Here is a 16593-nt window from a genome sequence, read left to right as displayed (position 1 = left end):
TCAGTCCTTGTACGCCTTGGCCGCGTCGGCCTCAAGCCGCGCCTGCGTACCCGCGATGTCCTTCGGGTGCTTCAGGAAGTCCTGGAGCGCCTTCCACTCGCCCTTGCCGGGAGTCCCGCCGAACGACTGCGGCATCTGGTCCGACATGTCGAAGCGGAAGTTGTCGCCCGCGGCGATCAGGGCCTTCGCGATCTCCCGCTGCACATCGTTCGGGTACGCGGCCGGATCCAGGTTCTTGTTGGGGGAGATGAAACCACCGGACTCGGCCCAGATCTTCGCGGCGTCCGGCGAGGCCAGGAAGGTCAGCAGCGCCTGCGCGCCCTTGGAGTCCTTGAGCACGACGGCAGCGTCGCCACCGGTCACCACGGGCGGCTCCGCGCCGACCCTGGGGAACGGGAACACCTTGGCATCCGTACCGATCCTGGCGTCGGTCTGCGCGATGTTGACGGTGACGAAGTCCCCTTCGAAGACCATCGCCGCCTTGGGCTGGTCGCCGCCGGTGAAGGTCTGGGTGACGGACTTGGGGAACTCCGTCTGGAGCGCGCCATCCGCACCACCGGCGATCAGGGACGGCTTGCCGAACAGCTCGCCGAGCGTCGTCAGGGCCTGGGTCACCGAGGGGTCGGTCCACTTGATCCGGTGCTTGGCGAGCTGGTCGTACTTCTCCGGGCCCGCCTGGGAGAGATAGACGTTCTCGAACCAGTCGGTGAGCGTCCAGCCGTCGGCCCCGCCGACCGAGACCGGGGTGACTCCGGAGGCGGAGATCGTCTCGGCGGTCTTCAGCAGGTCGTTCCAGGTCGTGGGCACGGTGGCACCCGCGTTCTCGAAGACCGCGTTGTTGTACCAGAAGAGCGACTTGTTGGCGGCCTTGAAGTACACGCCGTACGGAGTGCCGTCGACGGAGCCGAGGTCCTGCCAGCCCTTGGCGTAGTTCTTGGCGAGCTGGGCCCTGGCCTCGGCGCCGAGCGGCTTGGCCCACTTCTGGTCCACGGCCTGCTGGATCGCGCCGACCTGCGGAAGCATCGCGACATCGGGCGGGCTGCCCCCGGCGATCTTCGTGCCGAGGAAGTTCACGATCGGGTCCTGAGCGGGGACGAAGGTGACCTTGGCGCCCGTGCGCTTCTCGAACTCCTTGAGGACCTTGGTGAAGTTCTCCTGCTCGGGACCCGTCCAGACCGCCGCGACCTCGAGCTTCTGGCCGTTCAGCCTGGGCAGCTGGACCGTGGGCGCGGAGTCGCTGCCGCCGGTCCTGTCCGGTGCACTGCTGCCGTCGCTGTCGCCGCCGCAGCCGGTGAGCGCCAGCACCCCCGTGGCGACGAGTGCGGTGGCGGCCCTGGCCGTCCTGGTGCCCCTGTGCGTACGACCACGTGCGACTGTCCGCGTTGAGCGCATCACTGCCCCGTCTCTGCCGTGCGCTTCCGGAGGGCGCGCCCGGCCGTGACGCGGGCAGCACCGCTTTCGTCCCGTGCTGTCAGGTCTACGCCCGGTGCCCAGGGGAGGCAAGAGCGCCATCGCCGTCAAGCCGCCGATCGTGATGGGCTCGTGACGTAGAGTCAGGTGACTCTCTCAGGCAGGGGACGAGGTCAGCCGGGGCAGCCGGGCGGCGTCGACCGAGCGGGCCGCGCGGTCCAGGGCACTGGCCAGCAGGGCCAGGTCGGTGGGGCCGTTGCCCAGCTCACGGACCGGGCGACGGGTGGGCGGATCGCCCATCCGCTCCCACTCCAGCTCCACGACGGTGGGCCGCTGGGTCGCCGTACGGGGGATACGGCCCGTCACCCGGCCCGCCTGGAACGGGGTCATGGCACCGTCGGGATGGGCGAGGCGACCACGGCCCGGGGCGGGGTCATCGGGGCCGGGCGACACCGCGGGGGCGTCGAGCTCCACCCGCAGCCGGACGCCGCGCGCGAGCTGGGTGTCCGCCGTGCGCTCGGGACGCGCGGACGTCGCGACCAGATGGACACCGAGCCGCTCCCCGTCCCTGGCGACGGCCTCCAGCGCCCGTACGACGGAACCCGCCGCGGGCCGGCCGGGGCTCCCGAGCGCGGGGGCGACCAGCGCGTCGTAGTCGTCGACGAGCACGACCAGCCGGGACAGAGCAGGGGCTGCCTCGGCCCGTCCGGTTGACGTGTCGGCGGCGCCGCTTCCCTGAGGGCTGCCCGTGCTCCCGGCGGTGCCGCCGTCGGCCGGACCCTGACGCTGGCCCACCAGCCGCACCGGGACCCCGAGGCGGGTATGCCACTCGCTGAAGCTCTCGCCGTCCAGCAGCTCCGCGCGCCGCTTCAGCTCCGCTCCGAGCGCCTGGGCGAAAGCGCGCATGCGGACCGGCTCCGACGCGACCAGATGCTCGCCGACATGGGGAAGGTCGGTACAGGCGGCCAGCCCGTCACCCCGTTCGCCGCCGGCGCCGTCCACGAGCAGCAGACCGAGCTGGTCGGGGCGGCCCGCGGCGGCCAGTGAAGCGGCGATCGCGTGCAGCAGCTCCGTACGGCCGCTGCCGGCCGGGCCCTCGATCAGCAGATGGGGACCATCGGCGGTGAGATCCACCGCGAGCGGTCCGCGCGGGCCCGCGCCCAGCACCGCCGCGCCGAGTGAGGCCGATGCCCAGCGGGCCATCAGCGAGGCCGGTGTGGCCCGGGCAAGGCCCAATTCGTCCAGCAAGCGGGCCGACCGCGGCAGCGGGGTCGCCATGGGCCGCGCCCCCGGGCAGTCCGTACCCCCGCCGTGTGACTCGGCCGCGCGCAGTGGCGCCAGCGCCCGGGCGAAGCGCTGGGCCCAGGCCGTGGAGACCGCGTCCACGGCCGCGACCGTGCCATGGCCTGCGGGCTGACCCCCCGCCGTACGCAGCAGCCGCAGCGCCGTCGCCACATCGCCGCTCAGCAGCGCGACCGCCCCGCACTCCCGGAAGGCGAGGGATACCGCACACGCCTCCTCATAGGTGGCGGCGACCGGCGAGGACGGGGACGCGGCGGGGGTCTCGGCCAGGCAGATCACATGGATGCCCGCGGCCGCTCCGGCTCCGGCCAGCCGCGCCGTGGTTTCACGGAGCGCGGCCGAACCGGGATCGCCGTCCAGCAGCAGCACGGTGCGCGGACCGCTGTGGCGGGCCGCTGCCTCGTCCACCGCGTGGCGGTCGGCGCTCGGCCAGCCGGGTCCGAGCGCGCCGTCGTCCAGCCGCCGGGTCAGCTCAGCGGTCCGGGCGGTGGCCTGGTCCCGGTCGAAGGCGACCAGCAGCCGGCAGTCCTGCCCGTGTGCGGGCCTCAGATGCGGCAGCCAGCCGAGCCAGCTCCAGTCCCGCTTGCGCTCCTCCAGCGCTTTCGCGCGGTCCGCACTGACCAGCACGATCTCCAGCCCGGTGGGCGCGTGCAGCGCGGCGAGCTGGGCCACGACGGACCGGGCGAGCCCGGTGAGCCGGGCCCTGGGCCCCGCGAGACCGAGCGATCCCGCCTCGCGCAGCCCCACGGTGACCGGTACGGACGGTGTGTCCGCGCGATCCACCGTGCCCAGCCGTACCACGAGCTCCTCGGGGTGCCCGGGCTCCCGCTCCCACAGCCGCGGCCCGGGGCCCAGCGCGCTGAGCAGCACGGTGGCGGGGTCGGGCCAGGTCTCCAGCAGCGGGGTGCTGACGGCAGCCATCGGCTCTTCGGGCTCGGTCGCGCCGTCGTCGGCGGCGCCTTCCCGGGTGCCGGTGAACCGTCGCGCCCACGCCCCTATCCCGCGCCGTCGCGCACCGCCGTCTCCCCGGCCGCGTCTTCCGCCCGCGCTCTCGTCGGCTGATTCCCGATCACCGGAAAGGGTGGCTCCGGGCCCCGTCGGGACTGCCCAGATGCCGCTGCCGTGGGTGGTGTCGCCGTGCGGCGCGCCCTGCGCCCCGCTGCCGGTTTCGCGCCGGACCTGCCCGGGGATCGTCACCTCGTCCCGGACCCAGGACGGGACCGGGCGCCGCCTCGGGGCTGCTTCCCCCTGCTCACCGCCGTCATGGCTTTCACGGCCGTCATGGCCGTACGGGCCGGGGTCAGGGCTCTGCTCCGCTTCGGGGGCGATGGCGCCCGCCTCACCCCTGGTCGGCTCCCCGCGCACCCGTAGGTGCCCCTCTCCGTCCGGGGTGGTGGTCAGCGCGTCCGGCGCGGCCGTCGGTGCCAGCCGCAGCGTGGACTCACCCAGGCGCAGCAGGGCGCCGGCGGAGAGCCTGACCGCATCGGAGCCCACGGGGGAGCCGTCCAGCGTGGTGCCGTTGGTGGAGCCGAGGTCCGCGACGGTGACCCGGCCGTCGTCGGCTACGGTCACCGCGCAGTGGAGCCTGGAGACGTCCGGGTCATCGAGGGGGACGTCGGCCTCGGCCGCGCGCCCGATCACTATCCGGCCGCTGTGCAGGAGATGGACACCGCCCGCGTCCGGTCCCGCGATCACATGGAGCCGGGCCGCCGCCTCGGCTTCGCCGTCCGCGTCGCCCTCGACGGGGGTCTGGAGGGCCAGCACGGCCCCGTCCACCAGCGGGGGCTCGCCCAGTGCGCAGCGCTGGGCGTCCAGTCGCTCACCGCCGGCGTACAGCACGACCTGACCGACGTCCTGCCCGGCCACGGCCGCCGCGAGTGCGGAGGCCACCGCGGCCAGCGCCGTACCGGCGGGAGCGGTGACGAGTACGTCACACGCACGTCTCGAGGCATCCGGCGCGGCCGTCGGGCCGGGCGTGGCGGCGGACTGCGCGGAGGGCATGGATGGTGCGGACGGTGTGGACTGGCCGCTGCGCGGCGCGAGGACGGTCAGCCGGATCTGCATCGCCGTCAGCGGTCCCTTCTGCGCGGGGTGCCCGGCAGGGGAGCGGCCTTGTGAATCCCCCCACCCGGCAGGTCGGCACGGCCGCGGGGCACTCCCCACCCCATACGGCGTGCTGGAGGCATCCTTGCACCTGCCACTGACAACTTGCCCGCCACCCGGCCTCAAGTGATCTTGATTGGTCGGCTCTGGGTGCAAAAGTGCCTGGTTGGGATCGTCTATGCCGCCATCGGCACAGCTGTTCGGCGGTCGACCCGGGCGGCGACGTGGTGGTGATCCCGGCGGTGACCAGGCAGTGACCCGGCAGTGACCTGGTGTTCCCCCGGCAACCATCAGCCCGCGGGGCGCGTCTTACCCGGCCCACCGTCCACATCCGCTGAGCCCGCCGTTGACCCGATCAGCGGCACTACAGTGGGTCGGACACGCGGTCGGGGGCCAGTGTGACCAGTACCACCCGTACTACTCGTACGACCCGTACGACCAGAACCACGATCAGCAGGGAGCGCATGACGTGCGGCCGGTAGGCAGCAAGTACCTGCTCGAGGAACCGCTCGGCCGCGGTGCCACGGGCACCGTCTGGCGAGCCCGCCAGCGGGAGACCGCCGGAGCCGAGGCGGCCGTCGCCGGCCAGCCGGGCGAGACCGTGGCGATCAAGGTCCTCAAGGAAGAGCTCGCGAACGACGCGGACGTGGTGATGCGCTTCCTGCGCGAGCGCTCCGTGCTGCTCCGGCTCACCCACCCGAACATCGTCCGCACTCGCGACCTGGTGGTCGAGGGCGATCTGCTCGCCCTGGTGATGGATCTGATCGAGGGTCCCGACCTGCACCGCCACCTCCGGGACAGCGGCCCGTTCTCCCCAGTGGGGGCGTCCCTGCTCACCGCGCAGATCGCGGACGCTCTCGCCGCCAGCCACGCCGACGGAGTGGTGCATCGCGACCTCAAGCCGGCGAACGTGCTGCTGGCCGAGCGCCACGGCGAGATGCACCCGATGCTCACCGACTTCGGCATCGCGCGCCTCGCGGACTCCCCGGGGCTGACCCGTACCCACGAGTTCGTCGGCACGCCCGCCTATGTCGCCCCCGAATCCGCCGAAGGCCGTCCGCAGACCTCGGCCGTCGACATCTACGGTGCCGGGATTCTGCTGTACGAGCTGGTCACCGGGCGTCCGCCGTTCGCCGGCGGCACGGCGCTCGAGGTGCTGCACCGCCACCTCAGCGAGGAGCCCCGTCGCCCATCCACCGTCCCGGGACCGCTGTGGACGGTCATAGAGCGCTGTCTGCGCAAGGAGCCGGGGGAGCGGCCCAGCGCCGAGAACCTCGCCCGCGGGCTGCGTACCGTCGCCGCCGGGATCGGCGTGCACTCCACGCCCGCGCAGATCGAGGCCGCGGAAGGCGTCGGCGCGCTGCTGGCACCCGACCCCGACCCCGCCGCGGTCCCGCAGACGCCGGGGGCCGCCGACCCCACCCAGGTGCTGCCCAGCAACGCCGCGCAGTACGACCCTGGGGCCGCCACCAGCGTGCTGCCGCACACCGGTCGGCCGGGTGGTGACGCCGACCCGACGTCGGTCATGCCGCCCGTTCCCCAGGGGCCCGGGCCCGAGGACCCGCACCCGTGGCAGTCCCAGCTCCAGGCGGCCCGGGACCGCAACGAGCAGACCCAGGTCCAGTACCTGGACCCGGGTGAGGACCCGCTGCGCCGCCGTCCGCAGCGCCAGGCGCCACCGCCTCAGCCTCCGCAGCGGCCGCGGCAGCGCCCCCAGGGCCAGCCGCAGCGCGGCCAGCAGTACGCGCCCCCTCCGCAGCAGTACGCCCCCGCGCCGCCCCAGCACTACGCCCCGCAGCGGCAGCAGTACGCCCCGCCGCAGCCGCAGCCGCCCCAGCAACCTGCCCAGCGCCCGCAGCGCGAACCGCGCCCGCCCCGCCAGCGCGGCGCCAATCCGATGCGGATTCCCGGTCTCGGCTGCCTCAAGGGCTGCCTGTTCACCCTGGTCCTGCTGTTCGTCGCGGGCTGGCTGATCTGGGAGCTCACCCCGCTCCAGCAGTGGATCGGCACGGGCCAGAGCTACTGGAACGCCATCGGTGACGGGATCGGCAAGGTGAGCGACTTCATCGACGAGCTCGTCGGCTCGAACCCGGGCACGGGCGGTGCCGGCGGCACGGGCAGCACCGGCCAGTGACTCTGTCTCTTTGTCGACTTCTGTGGTGGGAAATAGCCCCGCAGAAGTGACGGCTGGCGCCATTCGGGGCACTGAACACCCCGAAACCCGCGTAGTTTGTGGGCAACGCCAGCCGCTGAGGGAGCAGTTTTGGCACGGAATATCGGCAGCCGGTACACCGCCCACCAGATCCTTGGCCGCGGCAGCGCCGGCACGGTGTGGCTCGGCGAGGGGCCCGAAGGCCCCGTCGCCATCAAGCTGCTGCGTGAGGACCTGGCCTCCGACGAGGAGCTGGTCGGGCGGTTCGTCCAGGAGCGCACGGCCCTGCTCGGGCTGGACCATCCGCGGGTCGTCGGGGTCCGGGACCTGGTCGTGGACGGCAACGACCTCGCCCTGGTGATGCACCTGGTGCGCGGCACGGACCTGCGGACCCGCCTCGACCGTGAGCGACGGCTCGCGCCCGCCGCCGCGGTCGCCATCGCCGCCGATGTGGCCGAGGGCCTCGCCGCCGCCCATGCCGCGGGCGTGGTCCACCGCGACGTCAAGCCGGAGAACATCCTGCTCGACATGGAGGGCCCGCTCGGTCCCGGTGGCGCCCACCCCGCTCTGCTCACCGACTTCGGCGTCGCCAAGCTCATCGACACCCCGCGCCGCACCCGGGCCACCCGGATCATCGGGACACCCGACTATCTGGCCCCGGAGATCGTCGAGGGCCTGCCGCCCCGCGCAGCCGTCGACATCTACGCCCTCGCGACGGTCCTCTACGAGCTGCTCGCGGGCTTCACGCCGTTCGGTGGCGGCCACCCGGGAGCGGTCCTGCGGCGCCACGTCACCGAGACCGTGGTGCCCCTTCCCGGCATCCCCGACGAGCTGTGGCAGCTCATCGTGCAGTGCCTGGCCAAGGCGCCCGCGTCCCGGCTGCGCGCATCCGAGCTCGCCGCCCGGCTGCACGACCTCCAGCCGCTGCTGAAGGGCATGCCCCCGCTCGACGTGGACGAGCCGGACGCCGAACCATCCTTCGACGCCGACGACGACCCCGGCTACCCCGCCATCCCCAGCGCGCCCCGCAGAGCGGCCGTCCCGCTGGTCCCCGGCGCGGCCACGGACTCCAACCGGGACACCCACACCTCCATGCGCGTCCCCGGCCCGGACGAGCTCGCGGGCGGCGCCCGCGGCACCGCCCGCGCCCCGCGTACCCCGGGCCAGCGCCGCCCCGGCTCCGCCCGCCACAAATCGGAGGTGGTCCGCAGACGCCGGATCACCCTCGGCATCGCCGGCCTGGCGCTGGCGGTGGCCGTCGGGGTCGGCGGCTGGCTCGCGACCGGCGGTGACGACGAAGGCGTGCCGCCCCAGGACTCCAAGCAGTCGGCTCCCTCGCAGCCCTAGCGCCCTGAAGGACCTGTTTGTCCCGGACGGGCGGGACGGTACGCTCCGCCCAGCCGTTACGCTGGACCCGTGGCAGTCGTCGATGTATCCGAAGAGCTGAAGTCCCTCTCCTCGACCATGGGGTCGATCGAGGCCGTCCTGGACCTCGACAAGCTGAGGGCAGACATCGCCGTGCTCGAGGAGCAGGCGGCGGCACCGTCCCTGTGGGACGACCCCGAGGCGGCGCAGAAGATCACCAGCAAGCTCTCGCACCTCCAGGCCGAGGTCCGCAAGACGGAGGCGCTGCGCGGGCGTATCGACGACCTCGAAGTGCTCTTCGAGCTCGCCGAGGCCGAGGACGATCCGGACACCCTCGTGGAGGCCGAGGCCGAGCTGCAGGCCGTCCGCAAGGCCCTGGACGAGATGGAGGTCCGCACCCTCCTGTCCGGCGAGTACGACGAGCGTGAGGCGCTCGTCAACATCCGCGCCGAGGCCGGCGGCGTCGACGCCGCCGACTTCGCCGAGCAGCTTCAGCGCATGTACCTGCGCTGGGCGGAGCGCCACGGTTACGGCACGGAGGTCTACGAGACCTCGTACGCGGAAGAGGCCGGCATCAAGTCGACCACCTTTGTGGTCAAGGCGCCCTACGCCTACGGCACGCTCTCCGTCGAGCAGGGCACGCACCGCCTGGTCCGTATCTCCCCGTTCGACAACCAGGGCCGCCGCCAGACCTCCTTCGCGGGTGTCGAGGTGCTCCCCGTCGTCGAGCAGTCCGACCATGTGGAGATCGACGAGACCGAGCTGCGCGTGGACGTCTACCGCGCGTCCGGTCCCGGCGGCCAGGGTGTCAACACCACGGACTCCGCGGTTCGCATCACCCATATCCCGACCGGCATCGTGGTCTCCTGCCAGAACGAGCGCTCCCAGATCCAGAACAAGGCGAGCGCGATGAACGTCCTCCAGGCGAAGCTCCTCGAGCGCCGCCGCCAGGAAGAGCAGGCCAAGATGGACGCCCTCAAGGGCGACGGCGGCAACTCCTGGGGCAACCAGATGCGTTCGTATGTCCTGCACCCGTACCAGATGGTCAAGGACCTCCGCACGGAGCACGAGGTCGGTAACCCGCAGTCGGTGCTGGACGGCGAGATCGACGGCTTCCTGGAGGCGGGTATCCGCTGGCGCAAGCAGCAGGAGAAGTAACCGCTCGGCGGCACTCTCGTACGACCGAACGGCGCCGGGCCCTTTGGGATCCGGCGCCGTTCGTTCGCTGGAGCAAGCGGAACGGGAGCCGTTCACTCGCTTTGTCGACAAGGGAACTGCCCTCTTCGAGGCGCCAGTTCCCCTTTTACGTCACAGTTACAGGCCCTCGCCTCAGTCAACTCCCCCTATTCCGGGCATCGCACGCGCAACGTCCTTGACGTGTCCGGGAAAACTGGGGAAGGCTGGCGCGGCACGCGTGTTTCCGGGGCGTGTGTGTGGGGAATGCGAAAGCGCCCCTAGCGGCCGATGCCCCTCGACGCTGCATCAATGACATAGAGCTACTGGGGGTAGCACACAGATGACCAAGAAGACGCGGGTCCGTGTGGCACGAATAGCCGCCGGTGCGGTGATCGCCGCCGGTGCGTCCCTGACTGCCGCGGGTGCCGCTCAGGCCGCCGGTATCGGTGTGGACGTTGTGGGGATCAAGGCCGAGGCCGGGGTCTCCAGGGAAGGCGTCGAGGTCGGCCTCGGCGTCGGCGGTGACTCCGAAGGCAACAAGAACGGGGGCAACGGCGACGACCCGTGCATCCCCGGTGACGCTTCTTGCCCCGACCCGACCAACGGCGGGACCACCGATGGTGGTGTCACTGACGGTGGTGCTACCGATGGTGGTGCTACCGATGGTGGGGCCACTGACGGTGGTGTCACGGATGGTGGTGTCACTGACGGTGGTGCTACCGATGGTGGTGTCACTGACGGTGGTGCTACCGATGGTGGGGCCACTGACGGTGGTGCTACCGATGGTGGTGTCACGGATGGTGGTGTCACTGACGGTGGGGCCACTGACGGTGGTGTCACGGACGGTGGGGCCACTGACGGTGGGGCTACGGACGGTGGCGCTACTGATGGTGGGGCCACGGATGGTGGTAAGACCAGCGGCTCCGCCACCACGTCCGGCGGTTCCGCTACCACCACCGGCGGTGACGGCAACGGCACCGACGGTGGTACGGGCGACTGCACCGTGAACGTCGAGGGTGCCGAGTGCGCCGACAACACCGACACCAACAACGCGGGCTCCACGCCGGTCGAGCAGGGCCAGGCGAAGGAGGAACTCGCCGAGACCGGTGCCACGGAGACCACGTTCCTGCTGGTCGGCGCCGCCACGATGATCGCGGGTGGAATCGGCTTCCGGATGCTGCCGCGCCTCGTCGGCAACGGTCGTACGGCTGCCTGAGTGGCTGTAGCAGTTCGCGAGCGCTGTAACTGCACGTAACAGCACGCACAAGGGGTCCGGACACATTCGGTGTCCGGACCCCTTGGTGCGTCTGTGGCGCTCTGAGGCCGCTGGGGCCTTACCGGGCGCTACGCGGTCTGGTGAGCCGCCAGCAGCGCCACAGCGGCCACCAGGACCGCCAGAAGCACGAGCAGGGCCGCCGGGCTCAGGCCCGCCAGGGGGCCGGTCGATTGCTGCAGGCGCTCACGGCTGCTGCGGCAGACGGGGCACCGGCCCTCGCTGACGGGTGCCGCGCAGTTGGCGCACACCAGTCGGTCGTAGGTCATGCGCTCTCCTCCTCCCGCACGGCGGAGCCGTCGGCCGAGTCGTACTCCCGGGGTTTCCCGGTGATGCTTCTCAGTGGTCTTCTCCGCTCAACGTGCACGGGGACGCGTCCGTTCCCCCTCCCACTGTGCCAGCTCCCGCGCGATTCGGCGCGTCCCCCCGGGTGGCCGTGCCCGCAGGCCCGCCCCGCCCCAACAGTCAAAGCAGCACAAAAGCCGCAACGCCGGTCGGTGACTGCGCGGGCCATCCTCATTCGCGTATGGTCACGCACACCTACTCCCGGCTGACCGTGGTGCACTCGTGATCCGATTCGACAACGTCTCCAAGAGCTATCCCAAGCAGAACCGCCCAGCCCTGCGCGACGTCTCCCTGGAGATCGAGAAGGGGGAGTTCGTCTTCCTCGTGGGCTCGTCCGGTTCCGGAAAGTCGACCTTCCTGCGGCTGCTCCTGCGCGAGGAGCGTGCCAGCCACGGTCAGGTCCACGTCCTGGGCAAGGACCTCGCCCGCCTGTCGAACTGGAAGGTGCCGAACATGCGCCGCCAGCTCGGCACGGTCTTCCAGGACTTCCGGCTGCTGCCCAACAAGACGGTCGCCGAGAACGTGGCGTTCGCGCAGGAGGTCATCGGCAAGTCCCGCGGTGAGATCCGCAAGTCCGTGCCCCAGGTGCTCGACCTCGTCGGGCTAGGCGGCAAGGAGGAGCGGATGCCCGGTGAGCTGTCCGGTGGTGAGCAGCAGCGTGTGGCCATCGCCCGGGCATTCGTCAACCGCCCCATGCTGCTGATCGCGGACGAGCCCACCGGCAACCTGGACCCGCAGACCTCCGTCGGCATCATGAAGCTGCTGGACCGGATCAACAGGACCGGCACCACAGTGGTGATGGCGACCCACGACCAGAACATCGTCGACCAGATGCGCAAGCGCGTCATCGAGCTCGAACAGGGCCGGCTCGTACGTGACCAGGCGCGCGGCGTCTACGGCTACCAGCACTGAAAGGCTGAACGACTCGCCATGCGCGCCCAGTTCGTACTCTCGGAGATCGGCGTCGGTCTCCGCCGCAATCTCACGATGACCTTCGCGGTGATCGTCTCCGTGGCCCTGTCGCTCGCGCTCTTCGGTGGTGCGCTGCTCATGCGTGAGCAGGTCAGCACCATGAAGGACTTCTGGTACGACAAGGTCAACGTCTCCATCTTCCTCTGCAACAAGAACGACGCGGAGTCCGACGAGAAGTGCTCCAAGGGCGCGGTGACCGCCGAGCAGAAGGAGCAGATCGAGGCGGACCTCGAAAAGATGGACGTCGTCGACACCGTGCACCGGGAGTCGGCCGACGAGGCGTACAAGCACTACCGGGAGCAGTACAGCGACACCCCGATCGCCGCGACGATCACCCCGGACCAGATGCAGGAGTCGTTCCGGGTCAAGCTCAAGGACCCCGAGAAATACCAGGTCGTGGCCACCGCGTTCGCGGGCCGGGACGGTGTGCAGTCGGTACAGGACCAGCGCAACATCCTTCAGAACCTGTTCGACCTGATGAACGGCATGAACGTCGCCGCGCTGTTCGTGATGGCGCTGATGCTGATCATCGCGCTGATGCTGATCGTCAACACCGTGCGTGTCTCGGCGTTCAGCCGTCGGCGTGAGACCGGGATCATGCGGCTCGTCGGCGCCTCCAGCTTCTATATCCAGATGCCGTTCATCATGGAGGCCGCGTTCGCGGGGCTCCTCGGCGGTCTGGTGGCCTGTGTGCTGCTGCTGGTGGGCCGGTACTTCCTGATCGACCACGGCCTCGCACTGTCCGAGAAGATGCAACTGGTCAACTTCATCGGCTGGGATGCCGTGATCACCAAGTTGCCTCTGGTGCTGGTGATCGGCCTGTTGATGCCCGCCCTTGCCGCTTTCATCGCGTTGCGCAAGTACCTCAAGGTGTGACAAGCGCCCCGGGCGCCGTACGGTCAACGGCCGTACGGCGCCCTTCGCTTGTCCTAGAGTGGGCGCCATGTTGGGCCCCGAATCACCTCTGATGCCCCGTGGAGTCCCTCGCGGATTCCGCCGCGGGGCGGCCCTGACCATGGTGTTCGCGGGTGTCCTCGCGGCCGCTTCGGCCACCGGTCTGCTGCCTCGCAGCGAGGTTGAGCCGGACCCCGTGCCCGCGGCCCGTGCCGCCGCGGCCACCATGGCCGATCGCGACGAGGTGGCCCGTGCCGCCGCTCGGGCCATGGCGGACGGCAAGTCCGTGGCGGACGCCGCCGAGGAGGTCGTCAGCCGCAGCGGTGACCGCTGGGGCGCGGTGTACGACAAGGGGGAGTACGAGGAGTTCACGCAGGCCCTCGACGGCGCGTACACCGGCGTCGGGCTGTGGGCCAGGCGCGGGCCCGACGGCCGGGTCGAGGTCGCCCGGGTGCAGCGCGGCGGTCCCGCCGAGCGCGCCGGGGTCCGGACCGGGGACCAGGTGCGCACCATCGACGGGGCAGCGATAGACGGGCGCCCGGTCAGCGAGGTCGTCGCTCTGCTGCGCGGCGACGGCAAGGAGGCCCCGGCGGGCTCGGTCGTCGCCCTCGGCCTCCAGCGCGGTGAGCGCACCTGGACGCAGACCCTGCGCAGGGCCCGGCTGGCCACTGAGGCGGTCACGGTCCAGAAGCTCGACGGCAACGCCGTGATGATCAAGGTGGCCGCCTTCACCAAGGGCTCGGGCGAGCGGGTGCGGGACGCCGTCAGGAGGGCTCCGGCAGGCGCGGGCGTGCTGCTCGACCTGCGGGGCAACGGCGGCGGACTGGTGTCCGAGGCCGTGACGGCCGCCTCCGCGTTCCTGGACGGCGGTCTGGTCGCCACGTATGACGTGCACGGGGAGCAGAAGGCCATGTACGCCCGCCCGGGCGGCGACACGGAAAGACCCGTGGTCGCCCTGGTCGACGGCGGCACCATGAGCGCGGCCGAGCTGGTCGCCGGGGCCCTCCAGGACCGTGGCCGTGCGGTCACCGTGGGGTCGCGCACCTTCGGCAAGGGTTCTGTTCAGATGCCCGAGAAGCTGCCGGACGGCTCCGTCGCCGAGCTCACGGTCGGCCACTACCGCACCCCGGCCGGACGCGATGTGGAGGGCAAGGGCATCACCCCGGACCTCGTCGCGGGCAAAGAGGCACAGAAGCGGGCCCGCACAGTATTGAGTGGCCTCGGCACCGGTACGTAGTGCGAAAATGGCCGCACTATGGCTAAGGAAAAAGGGCGCAAGCTGATCGCGCAGAACAAGAAGGCGCGGCACGACTACCACATCCTCGACACCTACGAGTGCGGTCTCGTGCTGATGGGTACCGAGGTCAAGTCGCTGCGCCAGGGGCGGGCCTCGCTGGCGGACGGGTTCGTCCAGATCGACGGACACGAGGCGTGGCTGCACAACGTGCACGTACCGGAGTACAGCCAGGGCACCTGGACCAACCACAGCGCCCGGCGCAAGCGGAAGCTGCTGCTGCACCGTGCCGAGATCGACAAGCTGGAGTCCAAGTCCCAGGAGACGGGGCACACCGTCGTGCCGCTCGCCCTGTACTTCAAGGACGGGCGTGCCAAGGTCGAGATCGCGCTTGCCAGGGGCAAGAAGGAGTACGACAAGCGGCAGACGCTTCGCGAGAAGCAGGATCGCCGCGAGTCGGACCGTGCGATGTCCGCGGCGCGCCGCCGCCAGCGGGCCTGAGCCCCCCTGCCGGGGGAATACGCTGGCACCGTGGTGCGTTGGTCACGTACGATGGCATCTGCCCTCCCCGAGAGGGCGGCGTTTGCGCAGTATCCAATTCAATAGTGAGTACATGGGGATGATCGGTTTCGACAGCGGATGTCGAAGCAGGGGAAGCGTGTCGAGGAAGCGGCAATGATCTCGTAAACCACGCGCCGAAACCAATAATCGCCAACACCAAGCGCGATTCCTTCGCCCTCGCTGCCTAAGTAGCGACTTGCGAAGTGTCAGCCCGGGGCTGTTCCCGACCCGGATCCTGGCATCAGCTAGGGAACTCAACCTCTAGGCCCGGTCACGGGGTGTAGAGGGAAAACATACAGTGACTGAGCCCGTCGGAGACTTGTCCGCGTGATCTCCGGGGCTGAGAAAAGCGCAGCGGACTGCACACGGAGAAGCCCTGATTCTGCACCGTTGGACGCGGGTTCGATTCCCGCCATCTCCACTACCGAAGGATTCCGGGGGCCACCCCCGGAATCCCGAACCCCATGTGGGCAAAGGCCCGGCTGTCACAGCCGGGCCTTTGTCGTACCCGCCTTCGGCGACAGGGCGGAGAACGCGAGCGCCAGCGCGAGGCCCGCCGCGGCGACCGGTACGGCGTAGCCGTGGGCCGCACCCGCGTGCTCGACCGTCCAGCCACCCGTCGCCGACCCCACCGCGATACCTCCGAGCAGCGCGGTCACGGCGAGGGTCATGCCCTCGTTCAGCTGTCCCGCGGGGGTCAGGCGCTGCACCGTGGCCATGCCCGTCACCATCGTCGGGGCCGTCGCCATGCCCGCGATCAGCAGGCAGGCCGCCACGGCGGCCAGCGAACCCGTCGCCACCGCGGCGAGCAGCGGCAGGGCCATCAGGCCCGTCATCGCCGCCAGACACCCCCGCAGTCCGGCACCGCGCCGCGCCCTGCCGTATGCGAGCCCCGCGGCACACGAGCCCGCAGCCTGGAGGGCCAGCACCGGACCGGCCGCAGGGCCGTCCGCGAACGCGATCGTCACGACCTCCATGGATCCGAACACCGCGCCGGTCGCGAGGAACACGGCCAGCAGCGGAGCCATTCCGGGGGTCCGCAGGGGCGACCCTGCCGAGGTGCGGGGTGCCACCGGTGGTTCGGTGGACCGCTGAGCCGCGAACAGCAGGACGCCCGTGAGCAGCAGGAGCGCCCCCGCCAGTGTGCCGGCCTCCGGGAACAGGGCCGAGCAGAGGAGGGCCGCGAGCACCGGACCGAGCATGAAGCACAGCTCGTCGGCGGCCTGCTCGAAGGCGTTGGCGGTGTGCAGCGCTCTGGGGTCGTCCTTCAGGAGGTGGGCCCAGCGGGCCCGGGACATGCCACCGGTGTTGGGCATGGTGGCGGTTGCCGCGTAGGAGGCGAACAGCGTCCAGGTGGGAGCGTCGTACCGCACGCACAGCACCAGGGCGAGCTCACCGAGCACGGCGAGTGCGGTGGCCGGTACGGCGACCCTCGCCTGCCCGCACCGGTCGACCAGCCGTGCCGTCCAGGGCGCGACCAGCGCCGTTGCGGCGAGGCCGGTCGCGGTGACGGCCCCGGCGAGCGCGTAGGAGCCCCGCGCCCCCGCGATCATGATCACGGCGCTCACGCTGAACATCCCCATGGGAAGGCGGGCGATGAGGTTGCCGGTGGTGAAGGCGCGGGCGCCGGGGACGCGGAAGAGGCGTGCGTACGGCCCCGCCGGACGGGCCGGACGGGCCGGGCCCGGCTCCCGGTAGGGCGGCGCCAGCACCAGCGTGCCCCCCGCTGTGGTCATCTGCGGCGCGGTCGTGGTGTGTCCTGCGGTGCTGTGCTGAGTGGTCATCCGAGGCATGGATCAAGGTTCG

Annotated in this window: 12 protein-coding genes and 1 other RNA gene; 9 read left to right on the top strand and 4 right to left on the bottom strand. The window is 71.1% G+C overall.

Going from position 1 to position 16593, the window contains the following annotated elements; genetic code table 11:
• A complete protein-coding gene (locus tag ACFV6V_RS27640; protein ID WP_385570194.1) occupies nucleotides 1-1392 on the bottom strand; it encodes an ABC transporter substrate-binding protein in 1392 nt (463 codons plus the stop codon).
• A 174-nt stretch (nucleotides 1393-1566) separates the two neighbouring features.
• The gene (locus tag ACFV6V_RS27635) at nucleotides 1567-4776 is read right to left on the bottom strand and encodes an FHA domain-containing protein (RefSeq protein WP_385570160.1); all 3210 of its coding nucleotides are present in this window, start codon (nucleotides 4774-4776) and stop codon (nucleotides 1567-1569) included.
• Nucleotides 4777-5284: 508 nt separating this feature from the next.
• Between ACFV6V_RS27635 and ACFV6V_RS27630 the strand changes: the two genes are divergently transcribed.
• The 4 genes from ACFV6V_RS27630 (at nucleotide 5285) to ACFV6V_RS27615 (ending at nucleotide 10724) form a co-directional block, all read left to right on the top strand.
• Nucleotides 5285-6949: a serine/threonine-protein kinase gene (locus ACFV6V_RS27630; protein WP_385570191.1), complete on the top strand. Its 1665-nt coding sequence runs from the start codon at nucleotides 5285-5287 to the stop codon at nucleotides 6947-6949.
• 129 nt (nucleotides 6950-7078) lie between these two features.
• On the top strand, nucleotides 7079-8314 hold the full coding sequence (locus ACFV6V_RS27625) for a serine/threonine-protein kinase (RefSeq protein ID WP_385570158.1): 1236 nt from the start codon (nucleotides 7079-7081) through the stop codon (nucleotides 8312-8314).
• Nucleotides 8315-8383: 69 nt separating this feature from the next.
• Nucleotides 8384-9490, top strand: coding sequence for a peptide chain release factor 2 (prfB, locus tag ACFV6V_RS27620; protein WP_385570155.1), 1107 nt, complete (start codon nucleotides 8384-8386; stop codon nucleotides 9488-9490).
• Nucleotides 9491-9848: 358 nt separating this feature from the next.
• Nucleotides 9849-10724 carry a hypothetical protein gene (locus ACFV6V_RS27615; protein WP_385570154.1) on the top strand — a complete coding sequence of 292 codons (876 nt, stop codon included), beginning with the start codon at nucleotides 9849-9851 and terminating at the stop codon, nucleotides 10722-10724.
• Between the two features lie 128 nt (nucleotides 10725-10852).
• Here ACFV6V_RS27615 and ACFV6V_RS27610 read toward each other — a convergent pair whose 3' ends face one another.
• Nucleotides 10853-11050: a hypothetical protein gene (locus ACFV6V_RS27610; protein WP_385570151.1), complete on the bottom strand. Its 198-nt coding sequence runs from the start codon at nucleotides 11048-11050 to the stop codon at nucleotides 10853-10855.
• A gap of 298 nt (nucleotides 11051-11348) precedes the next feature.
• On the opposite strand from ACFV6V_RS27610, the gene ftsE reads away from it, so the two are divergent.
• The 5 genes from ftsE to ssrA all read left to right on the top strand — a co-directional run bounded on the left by ftsE (nucleotide 11349) and on the right by ssrA (nucleotide 15211).
• Nucleotides 11349-12038, top strand: a complete 690-nt coding sequence (gene ftsE / locus ACFV6V_RS27605; protein ID WP_361289986.1) for a cell division ATP-binding protein FtsE — start codon at nucleotides 11349-11351, stop codon at nucleotides 12036-12038.
• Between the two features lie 18 nt (nucleotides 12039-12056).
• Nucleotides 12057-12974: a permease-like cell division protein FtsX gene (gene ftsX, locus ACFV6V_RS27600; RefSeq protein ID WP_385570149.1), complete on the top strand. Its 918-nt coding sequence runs from the start codon at nucleotides 12057-12059 to the stop codon at nucleotides 12972-12974.
• A gap of 91 nt (nucleotides 12975-13065) precedes the next feature.
• Complete coding sequence (locus ACFV6V_RS27595) at nucleotides 13066-14229, top strand: S41 family peptidase (RefSeq protein ID WP_385570146.1); 1164 nt, start codon at nucleotides 13066-13068, stop codon at nucleotides 14227-14229.
• Between the two features lie 18 nt (nucleotides 14230-14247).
• The gene (gene smpB / locus ACFV6V_RS27590; protein WP_385570144.1) at nucleotides 14248-14727 is read left to right on the top strand and encodes an SsrA-binding protein SmpB; all 480 of its coding nucleotides are present in this window, start codon (nucleotides 14248-14250) and stop codon (nucleotides 14725-14727) included.
• Nucleotides 14728-14841: 114 nt separating this feature from the next.
• Nucleotides 14842-15211: a transfer-messenger RNA gene (ssrA, locus tag ACFV6V_RS27585) on the top strand.
• A gap of 61 nt (nucleotides 15212-15272) precedes the next feature.
• Here ssrA and ACFV6V_RS27580 read toward each other — a convergent pair.
• The gene (locus ACFV6V_RS27580) at nucleotides 15273-16523 is read right to left on the bottom strand and encodes an MFS transporter (RefSeq protein WP_385570189.1); all 1251 of its coding nucleotides are present in this window, start codon (nucleotides 16521-16523) and stop codon (nucleotides 15273-15275) included.
• Nucleotides 16524-16593: the final 70 nt, after the last annotated feature.

This window comes from Streptomyces sp. NPDC059828 (assembly GCF_042731955.1).
GTDB lineage: Bacteria > Actinomycetota > Actinomycetes > Streptomycetales > Streptomycetaceae > Streptomyces.
This window is presented reverse-complemented; position numbering and strand designations above follow the sequence as displayed.